The sequence below is a fragment of the Streptomyces fungicidicus genome (assembly GCF_003665435.1).
Classification (GTDB): Bacteria; Actinomycetota; Actinomycetes; order Streptomycetales; family Streptomycetaceae; genus Streptomyces; species Streptomyces fungicidicus.
Map to the genome: position 1 here is coordinate 6,625,761 of NZ_CP023407.1, position 18,199 is coordinate 6,643,959.

General features: G+C 72.5%; 16 protein-coding genes. 7 read left to right on the plus strand and 9 right to left on the minus strand.

What is annotated here, in order from left to right; genetic code table 11:
• The first annotated feature begins 28 nt into the window (after nucleotides 1-28).
• From CNQ36_RS29845 to CNQ36_RS29870, 6 genes are all read left to right on the plus strand, one after another.
• Nucleotides 29-712, plus strand: a complete 684-nt coding sequence (locus tag CNQ36_RS29845) for a phosphoadenylyl-sulfate reductase (RefSeq protein WP_040905983.1) — start codon at nucleotides 29-31, stop codon at nucleotides 710-712.
• Nucleotides 709-1,620, plus strand: coding sequence for a sulfate adenylyltransferase subunit CysD (gene cysD, locus CNQ36_RS29850; protein WP_004924092.1), 912 nt, complete (start codon nucleotides 709-711; stop codon nucleotides 1,618-1,620). Before CNQ36_RS29845 ends, cysD begins: the two co-directional genes overlap by 4 nt.
• The gene (locus CNQ36_RS29855) at nucleotides 1,620-2,942 is read left to right on the plus strand and encodes a sulfate adenylyltransferase subunit 1 (RefSeq protein ID WP_121548250.1); all 1,323 of its coding nucleotides are present in this window, start codon (nucleotides 1,620-1,622) and stop codon (nucleotides 2,940-2,942) included. Before cysD ends, CNQ36_RS29855 begins: the two co-directional genes overlap by 1 nt.
• Nucleotides 2,939-4,030, plus strand: a complete 1,092-nt coding sequence (locus CNQ36_RS29860; RefSeq protein WP_004924087.1) for an ABC transporter substrate-binding protein — start codon at nucleotides 2,939-2,941, stop codon at nucleotides 4,028-4,030. Before CNQ36_RS29855 ends, CNQ36_RS29860 begins: the two co-directional genes overlap by 4 nt.
• A gap of 127 nt (nucleotides 4,031-4,157) precedes the next feature.
• Entirely contained in the window at nucleotides 4,158-4,889 is a 732-nt protein-coding gene (locus tag CNQ36_RS29865) for an ABC transporter ATP-binding protein (RefSeq protein ID WP_228313159.1), read from the plus strand.
• Nucleotides 4,876-5,766, plus strand: coding sequence for an ABC transporter permease (locus tag CNQ36_RS29870; RefSeq protein ID WP_121548251.1), 891 nt, complete (start codon nucleotides 4,876-4,878; stop codon nucleotides 5,764-5,766). Before CNQ36_RS29865 ends, CNQ36_RS29870 begins: the two co-directional genes overlap by 14 nt.
• 429 nt (nucleotides 5,767-6,195) lie before the next feature.
• Here CNQ36_RS29870 and CNQ36_RS29875 read toward each other — a convergent pair whose 3' ends face one another.
• From CNQ36_RS29875 to CNQ36_RS29905, 7 genes are all read right to left on the minus strand, one after another.
• Nucleotides 6,196-7,854, minus strand: coding sequence for a nitrite/sulfite reductase (locus CNQ36_RS29875; RefSeq protein ID WP_121548252.1), 1,659 nt, complete (start codon nucleotides 7,852-7,854; stop codon nucleotides 6,196-6,198).
• A 3-nt stretch (nucleotides 7,855-7,857) separates the two neighbouring features.
• Nucleotides 7,858-9,177 carry a hypothetical protein gene (locus CNQ36_RS29880; protein ID WP_121548253.1) on the minus strand — a complete coding sequence of 440 codons (1,320 nt, stop codon included), beginning with the start codon at nucleotides 9,175-9,177 and terminating at the stop codon, nucleotides 7,858-7,860.
• Nucleotides 9,174-10,919, minus strand: coding sequence for a hypothetical protein (locus CNQ36_RS29885; protein WP_004924073.1), 1,746 nt, complete (start codon nucleotides 10,917-10,919; stop codon nucleotides 9,174-9,176). The genes CNQ36_RS29880 and CNQ36_RS29885 overlap by 4 nt, the downstream gene beginning before the upstream one ends.
• 115 nt (nucleotides 10,920-11,034) lie before the next feature.
• Complete coding sequence (locus CNQ36_RS29890) at nucleotides 11,035-11,655, minus strand: response regulator transcription factor (protein ID WP_206278533.1); 621 nt, start codon at nucleotides 11,653-11,655, stop codon at nucleotides 11,035-11,037.
• A 100-nt stretch (nucleotides 11,656-11,755) separates the two neighbouring features.
• Complete coding sequence (locus CNQ36_RS29895; protein WP_121548255.1) at nucleotides 11,756-12,967, minus strand: sensor histidine kinase; 1,212 nt, start codon at nucleotides 12,965-12,967, stop codon at nucleotides 11,756-11,758.
• A gap of 99 nt (nucleotides 12,968-13,066) precedes the next feature.
• Nucleotides 13,067-14,530 carry an MFS transporter gene (locus CNQ36_RS29900; RefSeq protein WP_121548643.1) on the minus strand — a complete coding sequence of 488 codons (1,464 nt, stop codon included), beginning with the start codon at nucleotides 14,528-14,530 and terminating at the stop codon, nucleotides 13,067-13,069.
• 112 nt (nucleotides 14,531-14,642) lie between these two features.
• Nucleotides 14,643-15,065, minus strand: coding sequence for a DUF3291 domain-containing protein (locus CNQ36_RS29905; protein ID WP_004924060.1), 423 nt, complete (start codon nucleotides 15,063-15,065; stop codon nucleotides 14,643-14,645).
• A gap of 100 nt (nucleotides 15,066-15,165) precedes the next feature.
• Between CNQ36_RS29905 and CNQ36_RS29910 the strand changes: the two genes are divergently transcribed.
• Nucleotides 15,166-15,831, plus strand: a complete 666-nt coding sequence (locus tag CNQ36_RS29910) for a MerR family transcriptional regulator (protein WP_121548256.1) — start codon at nucleotides 15,166-15,168, stop codon at nucleotides 15,829-15,831.
• A 6-nt stretch (nucleotides 15,832-15,837) separates the two neighbouring features.
• Here CNQ36_RS29910 and CNQ36_RS29915 read toward each other — a convergent pair whose 3' ends face one another.
• Both CNQ36_RS29915 and CNQ36_RS35630 read right to left on the minus strand, forming a co-directional pair.
• Nucleotides 15,838-17,139, minus strand: a complete 1,302-nt coding sequence (locus CNQ36_RS29915) for an NAD(P)/FAD-dependent oxidoreductase (RefSeq protein WP_121548257.1) — start codon at nucleotides 17,137-17,139, stop codon at nucleotides 15,838-15,840.
• Nucleotides 17,140-17,344: 205 nt separating this feature from the next.
• Entirely contained in the window at nucleotides 17,345-18,196 is an 852-nt protein-coding gene (locus CNQ36_RS35630; RefSeq protein ID WP_121548258.1) for a 4'-phosphopantetheinyl transferase family protein, read from the minus strand.
• Nucleotides 18,197-18,199 lie beyond the last annotated feature (3 nt).

Below are 18,199 nucleotides of genomic sequence, written 5' to 3' on the forward strand. Positions count from 1 at the left end.
GCCCGGGGACGTATCGAGAGGGCTACAGATGCACGAACTCCAGCAACTGGCGATCCGGGCCGGGACGGAGCTGGAAGAGGCACCGGCGCTGGAGATCCTGCGCTGGGCCGTGGACACCTTCGGGTCACGCCTGTGCGTCACGTCCTCGATGGAGGACGCCGTGGTGGCGCATCTCGCCGCCCGGGTCGCACCGGGGGTGGACGTCGTCTTCCTCGACACCGGCTACCACTTCCCCGAGACCATCGGCACCCGGGACGCCGTCGAAGCCGTCCTGGACGTCAACCTCGTCACCCTCCTGCCCCGGCAGACGGTCGCCGAGCAGGACGCCGAGTACGGGCCGGAGCTCTACCGCCGCGACCCCGACCGGTGCTGCGACCTGCGCAAGGTCCAGCCGCTCGAGGAAGGACTCGCCGGGTACGACGCGTGGGTCACCGGACTGCGCCGCTTCGACTCGGAGCAGCGCGCCGGGACACCGGTGGTCGACTGGGACGCCCGGCGGCAGAAGGTGAAGATCTCGCCCATCGCCCGATGGACCCGCGAGGACGTGGACATGTACATCGCCGAACACGGAGTGCTGGTCAACCCATTGCTCTCGGACGGCTACGGCTCAGTGGGCTGTGCTCCCTGCACCCGGCGGACCCTCCCGGGCGAGGACGCCCGGGCCGGCCGCTGGACCGGGCGCGCCAAGACGGAATGCGGGCTCCACACATGACGACCGAGACAGACATCCCCGTACGGCATCTGGACGCACTCGAATCCGAGGCGGTGCACATCTTCCGTGAGGTGGCGGGCGAGTTGGAGCGCCCCGTCATCCTCTTCTCCGGCGGCAAGGACTCCATCGTCATGCTGCACCTGGCGCTGAAGGCGTTCGCGCCGGCGCCGCTGCCGTTCTCACTGCTGCACGTCGACACCGGACACAACTTCCCCGAGGTGCTCGACTACCGCGACCGGACGGTGGCCCGGCACGGGCTGCGGCTGCACGTCGCCTCCGTGCAGGACCACATCGACCGCGGCCTGCTCAGGGAACGACCCGACGGCACCCGCAACCCGCTCCAGACGCAGCCGCTCGTCGAGGCGATCCACACCCACCGCTTCGACGCGGTGTTCGGCGGCGGACGCCGGGACGAGGAGAAGGCCCGCGCCAAGGAACGGGTGTTCAGCCTCCGGGACGAGTTCGGCGGCTGGGACCCGCGCCGGCAGCGCCCGGAACTGTGGCAGCTCTACAACGGCAGGCACGCGCCCGGCGAGCACGTGCGCGTCTTCCCGCTGTCCAACTGGACCGAGCTGGACGTGTGGCAGTACATCGCCGGGAGGGGCATCGAGGTGCCCTCGATCTACTACGCCCACGAACGCGAGGTCTTCCAGCGCGGCGGCATGTGGCTGACCGCGGGGGACTGGGGCGGGCCGAAGGACGGCGAACCGGTGGAGACCCGGACCGTGCGCTACCGCACGGTCGGCGACATGTCCTGCACCGGCGCGGTGGAATCCGGCGCCGCCGACCCGTACGCCGTGATCGAGGAGATCGCCGCGTCCCGGCTCACCGAACGGGGCGCCACCCGGGCGGACGACCGGATGTCGGAGGCCGCGATGGAGGACCGCAAGCGCGAGGGATACTTCTGATGACACTGGGCACCGAGCACGGCTCCACCGCCGGACACCACTCCACCCTGCTGCGGTTCGCCACCGCCGGCTCCGTCGACGACGGCAAGTCCACCCTCGTGGGCAGGATGCTGCACGACTCCAAGTCGCTCCTCTCCGACCAGTTGGAGGCCGTCGAACGGGCCTCCCGCTCCCGCGGTCAGGAGACGCCCGACCTGGCGCTGCTCACCGACGGGCTGCGCGCCGAACGCGAGCAGGGCATCACCATCGACGTGGCGTACCGCTACTTCGCCACCGCCCGGCGCAGCTTCATCCTGGCCGACACCCCCGGGCACGTGCAGTACACCCGGAACATGGTCACCGGGGCGTCCACCGCGGAACTCGTGATCGTCCTGGTCGACGCCCGGCACGGCGTGGTCGAACAGACCCGCCGGCACGCCGCGGTCGCCGCCCTGCTGCGGGTGCCCCATGTGGTCCTCGCGGTGAACAAGATGGACCTGGCGAACCACGCCGAGTCCGTCTTCGCGGACATCGCCGACGAGTTCACCGCCTACGCGCAGGAACTCGGCGTCCCGGCGGTCACCGCCATCCCGATGTCGGCGCTGAACGGCGACAACGTGGTCGCGCCCTCGGCGCACATGGACTGGTACGGCGGCCCCACCATGCTGGAGCACCTGGAGACCGTGCGGGTGACGGCCGAACCGGCGCACGCCCCGGCCCGCTTCCCGGTCCAGTACGTCATCCGGCCGCAGACCTCCGAGCACCCCGACTACCGCGGCTACGCCGGCCTGGTCGCCTCCGGCAGCCTGCACGTCGGCCAGGACGTCGTCGTACTGCCGTCGGGACGCCGGTCGTCCATCGGCGCCATCGACCTGCTGGGCGAACGGGTCGAGTCGGCCCGCGCGCCGCAGTCGGTGACCGTGCTGCTCGCCGACGACCTGGACGTCTCCCGCGGCGACCTGATCGCCCCCGTCTCCTCCGCGCCCGCCGTGACGCAGGAGTTCGAGGCCACCGTCTGCCACCTCGTCGACCAGCCGCTGGTCCCGGGCCGGAAGGTGCTGCTCAAGCACACCACCCGGACCGTGCAGGCGGTGGTGCGGGAGATCGAGAGCCGGGTCACGCTCGACCCGCTCAGCAGGCACCCCGCACCCGGCCGGCTGGTCGCCAACGACATCGGCCGGATCCGGGTCCGCACCGCCGAGCCGGTCGCCCTCGACCCCTACGTCGTGTCCCGCCGCACCGGATCGTTCCTCCTGATCGACCCGGCCGACGGGGCGACCCTGACCGCGGGCATGGCGGGCGAGTCGTTCGTCGCGCGCGCCCCGGGAGGGTCCGGGGCATGAGCGGTGCGGCGCGGCTGCGCGCGGCCGTGGCGGCCCTGCTCGCCCTGCTGGCCGTCGCCGGCTGCGGCTACGGGTCCGAGCGGGTCGACACCGGGGCCAAGGTGGTGCCGGCCGGGCCGAAACTCTCCGTGGACGAGGTGCGGGTCGGCTACTTCCCCAACCTCACGCACGCCACCGCGCTGGTCGGCGTGCGTGAGGGGATCATCCAGCGGGAGCTCGGCGGCACGAAACTGTCGGCGACCACGTTCAACGCGGGCCCCGCCGCGGTCGAGGCGCTGACCTCCGGCTCCGTCGACCTCGCCTGGATCGGCCCGTCGCCGGCGATCAACAGCTACACCCGGTCGCACGGGAAGAGCCTGCGCATCGTCGCGGGGGCGGCCTCCCGGGGCGTCAGGTTCGTCGTCGACCCGGAGAAGATCAGGACGCCCGCCGACGTCAAGGGCAAACGCATCGCCAGCCCGCAGCTCGGCAACACCCAGGACGTGGCCCTGCTGGACTGGATCGCCCGGCAGGGCTGGCACGTCGACCCGGCCTCCGGACGCGGCGACGTGTCCGTGGTGCGCACCGACAACAAGCTGACGCCGTCCGCGTTCAGGTCCGGCTCCATCGACGGGGCCTGGGTACCGGAACCGACGGCCTCCCTGCTGATCGCCGAGGGCGCGAAGGTGCTGCTGGACGAGGCGAGCCTGTGGCCGGACCAGAAGTTCGTCATCACCAACCTCGTCGTGTCGCAGCGCTTCCTCGAGGAACACCGGGACGTCGTCGAGGCCGTCGTCCGCGGGTCCGTGCGGACCAACGCGTGGATCAACGGCCGGCCGGACCAGGCCAAGGACGCCGCGAACGCGGCACTGCGGCAGCTGACCGGGAAGGCCCTGCCGGACGGGATCATCGACGCGGCCTGGCCGTCCCTCACCTTCACCGACGACCCCCTGGCCGGCACCCTCGGCGCCCAGGCCGAACACGCCGTCCGGGCCGGGCTGATGGAACGGCCCGACCTGCACGGCATCTACGACCTCGACACGCTCAACAGGGTTCGCGCGGCAGAGGGCCGGCCGGCGGCCGACGACGCCGGGCTCGGAGTGTCATGAGGCGCGGCACCGCGCCGACCGCCTTCCCCGCACCCAGGAGTTGACCTCAGTGCATCCGACAACGATCACGGTGAAGGAGGCTGCGTCCGGCGCGGCCGGCCTCGCACCCCGCACCCCGGCCGTCCGTGTGGTCGGCGCCCACAAGTCCTTCGTCCGGCCGGAAGGCGTCCAGACGGTCCTGCAGGACATCAGCCTCGACGTCGCGCCGGGCGAGTTCATCTGCCTGCTCGGGGCGTCCGGTTGCGGCAAGTCCACCCTGCTGAACCTGGTGGCCGGGCTCGACGAGCCCTCGTCGGGCCGCATAGAGGTGGCCGGCGGCCGGCCCGCCCTGATGTTCCAGGAACACGCGCTGTTCCCGTGGCTGACGGCGGGCAAGAACATCGAACTGGTGCTCAGACTGCGGGGCGTGCCCCGGCCCGAACGCCGGGCCCGGGCGGAGGAACTGCTGAGCCTGGTGCGGCTGCAGGACGCCTACGACAAGCGGGTCCACGAACTCTCCGGCGGCATGCGCCAGCGCGTCGCGCTCGCCCGGGCGCTCGCCCAGGACTCCGAAGTCCTGCTGATGGACGAGCCGTTCGCCGCGCTCGACGCCATCACCCGCGACGTCCTGCACGAGGAACTGACCCGGATCTGGCAGGAGACCGGCGTCTCCGTCCTCTTCGTCACGCACAACGTGCGCGAGGCGGTGCGGCTGGCGCAGCGCGTCGTCCTGCTGTCCTGCCGGCCCGGCCGGATCGCCCGCGAGTGGACTATCGACATGCCGCAGCCGCGCCGCATCGAGGACCCCGCGGTGGCCGAGCTGTCCGCAGAGATCACCGACCAGCTGCGGAAGGAGATCCGGCGCCATGGGCGGCACTGACACCCGTACGACGGAACCGGTGGGCGCCGACGAGGAGCTCGCCGGGCTGGAGGCGGGGCTCGACTCGCTGGACTCGGTGCCGGTGTCCCGGGTCCCGGTCCGGCAGGTGCTGCGGCAGAAGGTGGCGCCGCCGCTGCTCGGCGTGGCCGCGGTCCTCACGGTGTGGCAGCTGCTGCACACCCTCGGGCTGGTGTCCGAGGAACGGCTGCCCAGCCCGCGCGCCGTCGGCGACAGCTTCCTCACGCTGTGGCGGCAGGGGACGCTCTTCGACATCGTGTGGACCAGTCTGGAGCGGGGGCTGCTGGGGTTCCTGGCCGCGCTCGCCATCGGCACGCCGCTGGGACTGGTCGTGGCGCGGGTGCCGGTCGTCCGGGCGACGCTGAGCCCCGTGCTGTCGGGGCTGCAGTCCCTTCCCTCCGTGGCGTGGGTGCCGGCGGCGATCATCTGGTTCGGGCTGACCGACACGGCGATGTACACGGTGATCCTGCTCGGCGCGGTGCCGTCGATCGCGGTGGGGCTGGTCTCCGGGATCGACCAGGTGCCGCCGCTGTATCTGCGGGCCGGGCGGACGATCGGGGCGACGGGGTTGCGGGGCGCGCGGTACATCGTGCTGCCGGCCGCGCTGCCCGGGTACACGGCGGGGCTCAAGCAGGGGTGGGCGTTCTCCTGGCGGTCGCTGATGGCGACGGAGCTGATCGCGTCGTCGCCCGACCTGGGGGTCGGACTGGGGCGCTATCTGGCGAACTCGCGGGAGGCGATCGATCTTCCCGGGGTGTTCTTCGGGATCCTGCTGATCCTCGCGGTGGGTGTGCTGATCGATCTGCTGGTGTTCAGTCCGCTGGAGCGCCGGGTGCTGCGCAGCAGGGGGCTGCGGTGATGCCGGTCGCGGTGCGGGTGTTGGTGCCGGCGCCATGAGCCCGGGGGCGGCCGCGGGGTCGTAGAACACGGCGCGGGAGTGCGGTGCGAGGGTGCACCGTAGCCTGCGGTCGTCTCCGGTTCCACCTTTCGTACGGCCCTCGTCCTCTGCCCGTTCCGCGGGAGGGGGCGGGGGCCGTACGTGTGCGGTGACGCCGGCCGGCGTTGGGGCTGGGCGGGGGGTGTTGCGCGGCCTGGCGCTTACAGGGTGCCGTCGCGCCCACCCGTGCCGCCCCAGCGGCACGACTGCCCGCGGAGACGCGGGGGCGCGGAGGCGCGGGGGCGCGGGGGCGCGGAGGCGCGGAGGCGCTGGGGCGCGGGGGCGCGGAGGTGCGGAGACGTGGAGGCGCCCACGGCTGGGGGGCCGTGGGCGCCTTGGGGGAGAGGGGGGTCAGGGGGTTAGTTGGGAGTCCTCGGCTCGGGTGAGCCATTGGGTGAAGGTTTCCGACTCGTCGGCCCGATCCGCGCGGTAGTTGCGGACCAGGTTCTCCACGAAGTCGGGGAGGTCGTCCGCGAGCACCTTCACTCCGCGGGGCTTGCGGCCGAGGGCCGCCTCGTCCTCCTGGGAGAGGGAGAGCGCGCCGCCCAGGTGGACCTGGAAGCCCTCCGCCTGGCTGCCGTCGGGGCCCGTGATGAGCTGGCCCTTCAGGCCGATGTCCGCGACCTGCGTACGCGCGCAGGCGTTCGGGCAGCCGTTGAGGTTGATGGTGATGTCCGCCCGCTGGTCCCCGAGCCGCCGTTCCAGCTCGGCCACCAGCTCCGCCGCGCGGGCCTTCGTCTCGACGATCGCGAGCTTGCAGTACTCCAGACCCGTGCACGCCATGGTCGCCCGCCGCCACGGCGAGGCGTCCACCCGCAGGTCGAGCGACTCGAGCCGGCGCACCAGCGGCTCCGGGTCCGCCACGTCCAGCACCAGCACCTTCTGGTACGGCGTCAGCCGCAGCCGGTCGGAGCCGTGCGCCTCCGCGGCGTCCGCGAGCGCGGCCAGCCGGGTGCCGGAGACCCGGCCCACCACCGGCGCCGCACCCACGTAGTGCAGCCCGTCCCGCTGCTTGTGCACGCCGATGTGGTCGACCGGCGAAGCGGGCAGCACCGGCGCGGGGCCGTCGGCCAGCCGCCTGCCGAGGTACTCCTGCTCCAGGACCTCCCGGAACCGCTGCACACCCCAGTCGGCGACGAGGAACTTCAGCCGGGCCCGGTTGCGCAGCCGCCGGTAGCCGTAGTCACGGAACAGCCCGGCCACCCCCGCCCAGACCTCGGCCACCTCGGAGAGCGGCACCCAGGCGCCGGCCCGGTCCGCGAGCCGCGGGTTCGTCGACAGACCGCCGCCCACCCACAGGTCGAACCCCGGCCCCAGCTCCGGGTGTTCGGCGCCGAGGAAGGAGAGGTCGTGGATCTGGAAGGGCACGTCGGGCAGCCACGACACGGACGACTTGAACTTGCGCGGCAGATTGGACAGCGACGGGTCCCCGATGAACCGCTCGGTGATCTCCCGGATCGCGGGGGTGCCGTCCAGCACCTCGTCGGCGCTTACCCCGGCGACCGGGCTGCCCAGGATGACGCGCGGGCAGTCCCCGCAGGCCTCCGTGGTGGACAGCCCCACCGCCTCCAGCCGGCGCCAGATCTCGGGCACGTCCTCGACGCGGATCCAGTGGAACTGGATGTTCTGCCGGTCGGTGATGTCGGCGGTGTCGCGCGCGAACTCCGTCGACAGCGCGGCGATCTCGCGGAGCTGGGCGACGTTCAGCCCGCCGCCGTCCACCCGCACCCGGAGCATGAAGTACTCGTCGTCGAGCTCCTCCGGGGCGAGGGTGGCGGTGCGCCCGCCGTCGATGCCGGGCCGGCGCTGGGTGTAGAGGCCCCACCAGCGGAACCTGCCGCGCAGATCGTCCGGCGGGATGGAGGCGAACCCCTCCCGCGCGTAGATCTTCTCGATGCGTTCCCGCACCAGCAGCGGATCCTCCGCCTGCTTGAACTGCTCATTGGCGTTGAGCGGTTCCCTCTCGCCGAGTGCCCACTGGCCATCGACGCGTTTGCGGTCCCGGGTCATTGCTCATCCCTCCCTCATCGGGCCGCTGACCGCCGAGATCATTCCCGACGGCAGCCAGTCGGCGACGGCCGCTCCGTGGTGGTGGCCGCCCGCGCCCTCACCGTCCGCGGAGATCATGGTTCCGGGCACATAGGCGGTGGAGGCGGCGAAGAGCCGGGGCCGGGGCGCCGGCGACTCGCCGCGGGCCCGCTGCCAGGCCTCGTATCCGCTGCCGGTGGGGTACTCGCCGGGCAGCCGCGCGGACAGCGCCTCGGCGTACGCCATGGCCTCCTTGGTACGCGGGGTGAAGCGCAGCGGTATCAGCTGGCCGGCGCTGGGGCTCAGCACCGGACGGGTCAGCAGCCAGGGGGCGAGGTACACGCCCTGGGCGCGGGTCTCGCCGCTCTCGACGGCCTCCGCAGCCGTCGTGGCGCCCGCCCACCCCGCGGTGACCAGCAGCGGGCGGTCCTTCCCGGGCGTGCCGACGGCGACGCCCTCCTGCCGGGCCGCCGCACGGACGACGGCCGCGGCCTTCCGGCCGCGCGGTGAGCCGTCCGCGACGAGCCCCGCGGACTTGGCGCCGCGCCCGGCGACGAACCGGACCGTGGCGCGCAGCGCGGCCGCGTCCTCGGCGGAGAGCGCGTCGGACGGGCAGGCGGTGAGCGGGCTGTTGGCGCCGGCGACCAGCGCCCCCGCGGCCGCGGCGGCGCACTCGGGCGCGTCGGCGGACGACAGCGCCGCCGGGACCTCCGGGTGTTCGTCCCCGGTGTCCACGGACAGGGACCCCGTCTCGCCGCCCGCGGACACGCGCAGCGTGCTGCCGCCCTCGGGCAGGTCGACGGTGACCCAGGTCTGGGCGCTGCCGGGGTGCCGCCGGCCCTCGCGCAGCGCGCCGGCGCCGGTACCGGCCCTGGCGTCGGCCGCCCCGATCCCCACCAGGTTGCGGCCGGGACGTCCGGGCACCACGAGGACGCCGACCTGCTTGCCGTCCAGGTGCAGCGTCCGCAGCACCGGGGTCCCGGGCCGGGCCGGCTGTTCCGCGTCCGCGGCGGCGGCGCCGTGTGCCGTGCCGTGCGCCGCCGTGTTCCCCGCCGGGCCGGCCGGGCGCAGCGCCGCGCCCACGACGAACGAGAACACCAGGACGCAGAGCGCGCCGCAGGCGAAGAGGGGCAGGCGGGGCAGCGCATTGCGCCGGGCCAGGACTGCCGTGGCCACCAGCCCGGCGACTGCGGCGAGCGCGAGCAGCGGCAGCGTTCCCCCGGCCTGCGACGCCTGAACATGGGCCAGGTGCCCGCCGCCCGGGGGAATGGCGGCGGGCACCGGGGTCTCGGCGGATCCGGTCACTTCAGCACGCTGTCGCTGACGGTGAACAGGATGCCGTGCGGGCGGGCCGGGCCGGTGTCGCCGTGCGGCCACGACGTCCGGTCGAAGTCCACGCAGGGCCGGCCGGTGTTCTCGTCCCGGAACCGGGTGTCCTGGCGCAGCTTGCCCGACTTGCTGAGGTCGTACATGCACACCTCGTGGTTGCCGTCACCGCTGAAGGAGCCGGCGATGAAGTAGTTCGAGGTGGCGAGGCGGCCGATGCGCTCGGTCTCCTTGTAGAGACCGCCGCGCAGCTGCTGGAAGTTGTCCATCGCGCCCCAGTGCGGGCCGCCGTCGGTGGTGTCGCGGATCGGCATGGCGGAGGTCACCGCCGGGCAGTCCCGCTCCTTGCCGCCCCGGTAGGCCTCGTCGATCGAGTCGATGTCGCACTTGGGGTTGTCGCCCGCGGCCAGCAGCTTCTGGATGTCCAGCACGTAGACCATGCCGGTGGTCTTGTCGAGCGGCGCGCCGTACGGCGTCGACTGGCCCATGACCGTGTGGAACAGGTAGCGGTCGTCGGGGCTGACCATCAGCCAGCTGCCCGCGTCGCCTGCGCCGGTGACGTCCCGGTCGGCACCGGCCTTGCGGTAGGCCGTGGTGTCGTCGAAGACCTCGCGCCACTTGGGATCGGGCACCGTCACGTCCGGCGCGTAGAAGATCGCTCCGCCCAGCATGGACGAGGCGAACGCGCCCTTGTGGTGCTTCTTGTGGGGGAGCGCCGGCTCCATGACGACCCGGGACTCGTGCCACATCTTTTCGTCCTCCCGCGCGGCGCGCGGGCCGTCGGGCATCTTGCTGACGGAGAGCAGCTCGGGGTCGTCGCGGTTGGTGATGTCCCAGACGCGGACCGTTTGACGGGCCAGGCGCGCCTCGTCGGGCAGCTTGGGGCTGAGGAAGTGGCGCGCCTCGACGAAGTCGCTCGCCACCATGATGTTGCGCTCTTCGCTGACCATGATGCCGTGCGGGTTGGCGCAGGTGGCCTTCTCCAGCTTCGGCACGTTGGCGCACTGCTCCGGGTCCTCGCCCTCGGCGAGGGCCGCGGGGATCTCGGAGATCGTCTGGCCGTTCTCGTCCATCCGCACGATCTCGCCCGGCGATCCCGCCGCGCCGTTGCCCAGGCGGACCTCACCGTTGGTGTAGGTGCAGGGGCCGGGCACGTCGGGGCCGCCGAGGTAGGTGGCGTACGCGGTGCCGTCGCGCAGCACCTGGAACGCGTCGGGCGCGGTGCCGCAGGGCGTGTCGACGGTCGAGTTCACGCCGGCCAGCTTCAGGGCCGGCAGCGCCTTGGTGTCGAAGACGAACACGGTGTCCGAGAGCAGGCCGCCGGCGAAGAGACGGTCGCCCTTGTGCCACACGTACTGCATGTGGTGGGCCTCGTTGGACAGGCCCGGCCCCAGGGTGACGGTGTTGACGACCTCGCCGTACGTCCGTGATCCGCGCGTGGCGTCGATGACGGCGAGGAAGTCGGGCTTGGCGGGGTCCGCCGAGCCCGCCCAGGTGAGCATCCACTCGCGCCCCCGCCCGCCGGCGGAGGGCAGCAGGTTGTTGGTGGCGGTGTAGGTGACGCCGTCGTTGGCGGTGAACTCCGAGGTCGTCCGCTTGGGTTCGGGTGATGCGGTGGCGTTGCCGGATCCTGTCAGCAGGGCAGCGGTCAGGCCGGCCGCGGTGAGACAGACGGCCAGGCGGGATGCTCTGCCTGGCCGGCCGATGCTGAGTCGTCGCACGTCGCGGGTGCTCCTCTCGCGGAGCGGTGGTGGTGTCCGAACTGGCGCCGGTACCTTCCCAGAGCCCGCTGACGTGCCCCTGACGCTGCGATCGGGTGCGACTTCCGGCCGTTTCTCAGGAGTTGAGGAGCCACCCGGCGTCGCGTGCGATGCGGATGGCGTCGAGCCGGTTGCGCGCGTCGAGCTTGGCGATGATGGTGGTCATGGAGTTCCGCACCGTGCCCGGTGAAAGATGCAGGTACTCGGCGATCTCGGCGGTCTCCGCGCCGGCCGCCGCGATCCGGAGCACATCGGCCTCCCGCGCGGTGAGCGGGCTGGCCTTGCCCTCCCAGGCGGCCAGCGCCAGCTCCGGTGAGATGACGCGTTCCCCGGCCATGATCTGGCGCACGGCCTTGACGAGGTGCTCCACCGGAGCGTTCTTGACGAGGTAGCCGTCGACCCGGACGTCCTGCGCCCGGCGCAGGACGTTGGGCGCGTCCAGGACGGTCAGCACCAGGATGCGGGAGTCGGGCAGCTGCTCGCGCAGCCGCTCGGCCGCGGTGAGCCCGTCGAGTCCCGGCATGTTGACGTCCACGATCACGAGGTCGGGACGTGTTCCCCTGGCCGCGTCGAGTACGTCCTCACCGGAGCCGACTTCTGCCACCACCCGGATGTCGTCCTCGAGTTCGAGCAGTGCGGCCAGCGCTTCCCGCACCATTTGTACGTCTTCCGCCAAGAGAACACGTATCACACACATCCCCCCCGCAGACTGTCCAGGCCTTGGCCAGAATCATAGACATGCAAGGCGTGAACATGTCGCGGAAAGCTGCGGTCGGTGCTCCGGCGGATGCGCGCGGTTACGCCACGTTGGCCATTTTGGTCACGACGGTTTGCAGATGCGCGGTGCCGCCGGGCGGTACGGTCACGGTCGTGGTCGGGACGACGGCCAGCAGCCGGAACGTGCCGTCCGGGGAGACCCTGCCCTCGAGGATGCCGCCGAGGGCGGTCACCCGCTGCGCGAGATTGCCCAGCCCGCTGCCCCCGTCGTGCGACGCGCGGCGGTCCGCGCGGGCGGCCCCGTCGTTGACGACCTCCAGCCGCACGGTGCCCGGCCCGGCGGTCAGCAGGACGGAGCAGTGCGAGGCGTCGCTGTGCCGGAGCACATTGGTGACGGCCTCCCGCAGCACCGCGGTGAGGGCGGTTCCGGCCTCACCGCGCGAGGGCAGGGCGGTCACCTTGAGGGTGACGTCGATGCCCACGGCGCTCAGCAGCGAGCCCGCGGCGCGCACTTCGCTGAAGAGCGGGAGCTCCCGGTAGCCGCGCACGGCCATCCGTATCTCCGCCATCGACTGCCGGGCCGTCCGCAGCAGCTGGTCGGTCTGGGTCGCGGCGAGCTCGGGGCGGGACTGGAAGGTGCGGTGCAGCAGTTCGGCGCGCATCGCCAGCGCCGAGAGGGTGTGGCCCAGCAGGTCGTGCAGGTCGCGGGCGAACCGGGACTGCTCGTTCTGGACGGCGGCCCGGGCGAAGTTCTCGCGGTACTCGCGCAGTTGACGGAGTGTCAGCATGGTGCTGGACACGGTGAAGGCCATCAGGCCGGTGACCAGGAGGCCGAGGCCCATGTGGCAGAGGTGGCTGAGCGAGCCGTCCGCGCGGGTGGCGGCCACCGGGCCGGTGATCACCACCAGGGCGAACAGCGGCCAGGCGAACCGGGACGGCAGCACCAGGGGCAGGGTTCCCGCCAGATAGCCGGCCAGGACGCAGAACTCCACGTCGAGCACCTCGGCGGACACGATGACGACCGCGCACTGGAGGGCCAGGGCGAGGGCGGCCCCGCGGGCCGGCCCGCCCTCACGGGGGCGCTGGGTGATGAAGGCACCCACCTGGAGGGCCAGCAGCACCCCCGCCAGGAGCGGCACGATCACCACCTCCACCGCGGGGTGGGTTCTGTCTCTGAGCGCGCTGTGGACGAGTACCGACACGGTGACCGTGGCGGCGACGAGCAGTCCCAGCAGACGGCTGACGCCCGGCTGACAGAGTCCGTTGGCACGACATGACGACAGCAGCTGCATCAAGATCCCCTGACCCCCCGAATCGAAGTTCGTCCTCAGCGGTTGCGCGCGCGGATTCACACCACTCGGCCGCCGCCCCCGGAGGAACGGCGGCCGAATCTACGGGGTCGCCGAACTGGGCGTCCTGTCGGATTCCCGTTCCCCGGCCACCGTGGCCGGTACGTTGTCCTCGGGCCGCGGGCGCGGGATCGCCAGCGCGCACAGGGCGCCCACGAGGACCACGGCGACGCCGATCCAGATGCCCGGCTTCATGCCGTCGACGAAGCCCTGAGCCGTGCGGTCGTCGCCGTAGTGGACGAAGACGCTGCTCAGAATGGCGGTGCCGAGGGCGCCGCCGATCTCGCGGACGGTGTTGTTGGCGCCGGACGCCTTGCCCCGGTACTGCGGCCCGACCGAGCCCAGCACCACCGCGGCGGTCGGTGCGAACACGAGGCCCATGCCGATGCCCGCGACGACCATGGCGCCGACCATGCGCGAGTACGGGGTGTCCGACGTGGCCACCAGGTTGATCCAGGACAGGCCGATCGCCTGGAGGAAGAGGCCGAGGGCCATCAGCCGTCCGCCGCCCACCTTGTCGGTCAGGGCGCCGGCGACCGGAGCGACGAACATCGGCATCAGGGTCCAGGCCAGGGTGAGCACACCGGCCTCCAGCGGGGTGCGGACCGGGGCGATCTGGAAGAACTGCGACAGCAGGAAGATCGATCCGAAGACGCCGAAGTACATGCTCGCGGAGACCAGGTTGGAGAAGACGAAGGCCCGTACGCGGTAGAAGGAGAGCGGAAGCAGCGGCTGGGGTGCGCGGCGCTCCCACATCACGAACAGCGCCAGCAGGACGGCGCCGCCGGCGAACGCCGACAGGATGATGCCCGAGGTCCACCCCTCGTCCTCGCCGTTCACGATCGCCCAGACGACGGCGAGGAGTCCGGCCGTGGTGAGGAGCATGCCGAGCAGGTCGAGCCGGGTGCCGGCCAGCGAGCTCTCCCGGAGCACGACGAGCACCAGCGGGATGGCCACCAGGCACACGGGGATGTTGATCCAGAAGATCCACTGCCAGTCGAGGCCGTCGACCACCGCGCCGCCGACCACGGGCCCGAGGGCCACGGCGAGTCCGCTGACCGCGGACCACAGTCCGAGGGCCAGGTTGCGCTTCTTGTCCGGCACCTCCTCCGCGAGCAGCGTCAGCGACAGCGGCATCACGGCCGAGGCGCCCAGGCCCTGCACCGCACGCATGAGGATGAGCTGCTCGCTGCTGTCGGCGAGGCCGCAGCCGACCGAGGCCAGGGTGAACAGCGCGATGCCGGCCACGAAGATCCGGCGCCGGCCGAACCGGTCACCCAGTGCCGCGCCGGTCAGCAGCAGACAGGCGAAGCTGAGGACGTAGGCGTTGACGAACCACTGCAGCTCCGTGGTGGACGCGTCGAGGTCGACGGCCATGGTGCGCAGCGCGGTCGAGACCACCAGGTTGTCGAGCGCGACCATGAACATCGGCACGCTGCACGCGACGATGATCACCCATAAGGGCTTCCGGCGGTCCCCGGCGCCCGGGGCGGAGGGCCGGGGCACGGCACCGCCCTCCCCGATGTTGATTGTGCTCATGACGAGACCTCCATGGTGCGAGCCCGTGCGAGGGCGGAAGGGACCGGGATGGGTGGGGGTGGGAGGAGGGGGAGTCGGGTCAGGCTGCGTGGCCGCTCTGGGCGGCGTCCTCGCGCGCCTTCACGTCCAGGCGCCGCTTGGCCTCGTCCCAGCTGATCGGCAGCTCGGCTGAGTCCGCCTCCCAGAAGACGAAGGTCGAGCGCCGGCAGGCCGCCCGCGACGCCCTCATCGCCTCGCCGTGCGGATCGGTCTTGGCGTAGGCGTACAGCGTGCCGCGGTCCTCCCACGCCGAGAGGGTGAAGAAGACCCGCCGGAACGGCTGCGCGACGAGGGAGGCCCCGTACGCGCCGTGCGCGGTCTTGACCTGGCTCCACGAGCGCAGGGAGTGGATGAGGAATCGCGGCACGTCCGACAGGGACTTCAGCTCGAAACGTGACGCCATGACGAAGACCCGCTTCTGCGCGGGTGCGGGGTTGGGGGTGATCCAGCCGAGAGTCGGCATGCGACGCCCACCTTCCTGGGGAGACCGGCTAAGCTCATAATGGATAGTAGCGCGATCCGTTATCCGTTATCCAGTGGGTACCAGAACGTAAGTGGAGTCGATGAAGATCTCGGAGCTCAGCCGCCGCAGTGGGGTGTCCATCCCCACGATCAAGTACTACCTCCGGGACGGCCTGCTGCCCCAGGGGCAGCTGACGACGGCTGCCAACCAGGCCGACTACGGCGAGGAGCACCTGCGGCGACTGCGGCTGATCCGCACCCTGGTCGGGGTGCGGCGGCTCTCGGTGAGCGCCGTGAAGGAGATCCTCGGCGCCATCACCGAGGAAGGCGACCTGCACCAGATCTTCGGCATCGTGACCGACGCCCGGCCCGCCATGCACCAGCAGAAGGCGAGCGAGGAGGAGGCCGCCGGGGGCGAGACGGCGGGCGTCCACGACGCGCGCCGGCTGATCACCGAGATGGGCTGGGAGGTCTCCCCGGAGACCGCCGCGATCCGGACGCTCGGCGACGTCCTGGACGCCCTCGCCGACGTGGACTCGGACATCGACTGGCAGTCCCTGCTGCCCTACGCGCGGCTGACGGACCGCATCTCGGAGCTTGACGTCAGACAGATGAACGGCGCGTCCGGCCTGCTGGAGCTGGCCGAACGCGCCGTTCTGGTCTCGGTCCTCCTGGAACCCGCCCTGCTCGCCCTCCGCCGCCTCGCCCAGGAGGACAAGTCGGCGCGCCTGTTCAGCGGCGGCGCCGACGGGGGAGACGCGGCGTGAGAGGGATCAGGACAGTTCGCCGATGAGCCGGTCGGCGGCGTCCGCCCCGGCCGAGAACGCGGCCTCGTGGGAGCCGATCAGGTCCGGCCCGAGGCGCGGCGAGTGGAAGTACGACCCGGCCAGCTTCACCCGGGCGCCCTCGTCGGCCCGGTGGATCACGTTCTGCCGCTCGCGCAGCGCCATGTCGATGACCGGGTGGGTGTAGTCGAACTCGGCGACGACCGCCTCGGGGGCGATCGGGCGCGGCGGGTCGAGGGTGACGAAGTAGTCCTTCTCCGCCGTGAAGTCCTGCAGCCGGTTCAGGTAGTACGTGACGAAGCAGCGCGTCGAGCCGTCCGCGTGGACCTTGCCGTAGTTCCAGGCCATCCAGTTCTCCCGGTCGGCGGGCATCAGGGACGGGTCGGTGTGGAGCACCACCCGGGAACGGCTGTAGCGGATGCCCTCCAGCGCGGCCCGCTGGCCGGGCGTGGGGTTCTCCAGCAGGGCGTGGGCCTCGTCGGCGTGGGTGGCCAGGATCGCGTAGTCGAAGGTCGTGGTGCCGGACGCGGTGGTCACCGCGACCCCGTCGGGGCCCTGCCGCACGGCGGTGGCGGGCTCCGAGACGCGCAGGTCGGGGCCGGTCGCGGCGAGCGCCTTGCGGACGTACGAGATCGAACCGCCGCCCACCGTGCGCCAGTCGACGCGCCGGCCGCCGAGGCCGCCCTCGTCGTGGCCGACGAAGAAGGCGATCACGGTGGCCGCCGGCATCTCCCAGACCAGCTCCGCCGGCACCGACCAGACGGCGGAGCAGAGCATGATCAGGTAGGAGTGCCGGAACTCCTGGCTGTAACCGCCCTGGTCCAGGTAGGCGCCCATGGACATGTTGGCGCGGCCGCGGGCGAAGTCCCGGCGGCTCTCCTCGTGGAAACGGCGCACCTCCCGCCAGACGTCGGGGAATTCGGGGTGGCGCACGGAGTAGCGCTCCTCGATGGCCGCCTCGTCGAGTTCGAGGTCGTCGGTGCCGTACTCCAGGCCGCTGTCGAGGTCGAAGAAGGTGAAGCCGCCGGGGTGCGGGACGGTCTCGACCCCGAGGTCGTCGAAGAAGCCGCACAGGCGGGGGTAGAAGCGCCGGTTGAAGACGATGAAGGCGGTGTCCAGACCGATGACGCGGCCGTTCTCCTCCACCTCCACGGTGTTGGCGTGGCCGCCGGGGCGGTGCTCGCGTTCGAAGACGGTGATCCGGGCGCGCTCGCGCAGATGGTAGGCGGCGGACAGCCCGGCGGGGCCGGAACCGATCACGGCGACGGTCGGCGGGGTGTGCTGCGGCATGGCAGGTCCTTCCGGTTCGGTACAGGTCATCGGGTGGTCAGGAACAGGGGCCGCCCGGACCCGGCGGACACACCACGAGCCCGCCGCCGCCGTGGCGCGGCGGGCCCTCGTGGTGGTGGCGCCGGGTGCGGCGGGTGGCGTTCGTCGCGAGGGATGGGAGTCGGCCGGTGCGGGAGTGGCGTGGTCCGGGTGGGGACGGTGGTGTTCACCGTGGTGGCGGGCGGTGGCCGGGGCCGGGGCCGGGGTGCGAGGGGGCGTCGTAGGGATGGGGGCGGATGGGGCCCGTGGCTCTCGCGGCGGGCGGCGGGAACAGGCGCGGGGCCGCGGGCGGTGCGGAGCCGGCGGGGTGCGGCGGAAGTCGGTGGGGGGTGGGGTGGAGGGGGTCGTTGGGGTGGGGTGCCGGGGTGGGGGCCGTGGCGGGCACCGCGACGGCCAGGAGGTGGGCGGGGCCCGGGCGCAGCAGGTGGGCGTGCCAGCGGCTGCCGGGGGCCGGACGCCGTCCGTCGTACACCGTGAAGCGGCCGGGGCCGCAGGGGGTGAACCGCAACCCCCGTACGCCGTACGCCAGTCCCGTCCCCAGCCCCTTCAGATAGGCCTCCGTCAGCACCCACAGCTCGGTCAGGGCCGCCGGCCGGTCCGGGGCCGCGTCGAGGGCCGCCCGCTGCGCGGCGTCGAAACGGTCGCGCAGCAGACGGGCCGTGCCGGGGGCGAACGGCGCCCGCTCCACGTCGACCCCGCAGGCCCGCCCCCGCGTGACCACACAGGCGATCAGCCCGTCGGTGTGGGACACGTTGAAGCGCAGCCCCCCGTGGTCGCCCTCGAGCTCCGGACGCCCGTACCGGGTACGGACGAAGCGCCAGGTGTCCGGCGGCAGCCCCGTGGCGGCGCTGAGCGCCCTACGGCACAGCAGCCGCCCGCCCAGGAAGCGGCGGCGCGCCCCGGGCGTGCGGAGCCGCCCGTGACGTGCCCGCTCCTCGGCGGACAGCAGCCCCAGCCCGCCCATGCGGCGGGCCAGTTCGGACACCTGGTCCTCGGGCAGCGTCCACAGCTCGGTCATCGG

Excerpts from the sequence above, each read along its gene's own strand:
- CNQ36_RS29845 (WP_040905983.1), top strand. The coding sequence starts at position 29 with ATGCACGAACTCCAGCAACTGGCGATCCGGGCCGGGACGGAGCTGGAA.
- cysD (WP_004924092.1), top strand. The coding sequence starts at position 709 with ATGACGACCGAGACAGACATCCCCGTACGGCATCTGGACGCACTCGAA.
- CNQ36_RS29855 (WP_121548250.1), top strand. The coding sequence starts at position 1,620 with ATGACACTGGGCACCGAGCACGGCTCCACCGCCGGACACCACTCCACC.
- CNQ36_RS29860 (WP_004924087.1), top strand. The coding sequence starts at position 2,939 with ATGAGCGGTGCGGCGCGGCTGCGCGCGGCCGTGGCGGCCCTGCTCGCC.
- CNQ36_RS29870 (WP_121548251.1), top strand. The coding sequence starts at position 4,876 with ATGGGCGGCACTGACACCCGTACGACGGAACCGGTGGGCGCCGACGAG.
- CNQ36_RS29875 (WP_121548252.1), bottom strand. The coding sequence starts at position 7,854 with ATGACCCGGGACCGCAAACGCGTCGATGGCCAGTGGGCACTCGGCGAG.
- CNQ36_RS29890 (WP_206278533.1), bottom strand. The coding sequence starts at position 11,655 with ATGTGTGTGATACGTGTTCTCTTGGCGGAAGACGTACAAATGGTGCGG.
- CNQ36_RS29895 (WP_121548255.1), bottom strand. The coding sequence starts at position 12,967 with ATGCAGCTGCTGTCGTCATGTCGTGCCAACGGACTCTGTCAGCCGGGC.
- CNQ36_RS29905 (WP_004924060.1), bottom strand. The coding sequence starts at position 15,065 with ATGCCGACTCTCGGCTGGATCACCCCCAACCCCGCACCCGCGCAGAAG.
- CNQ36_RS29910 (WP_121548256.1), top strand. The coding sequence starts at position 15,166 with ATGAAGATCTCGGAGCTCAGCCGCCGCAGTGGGGTGTCCATCCCCACG.
- CNQ36_RS29915 (WP_121548257.1), bottom strand. The coding sequence starts at position 17,139 with ATGCCGCAGCACACCCCGCCGACCGTCGCCGTGATCGGTTCCGGCCCC.
- CNQ36_RS35630 (WP_121548258.1), bottom strand. The coding sequence starts at position 18,196 with ATGACCGAGCTGTGGACGCTGCCCGAGGACCAGGTGTCCGAACTGGCC.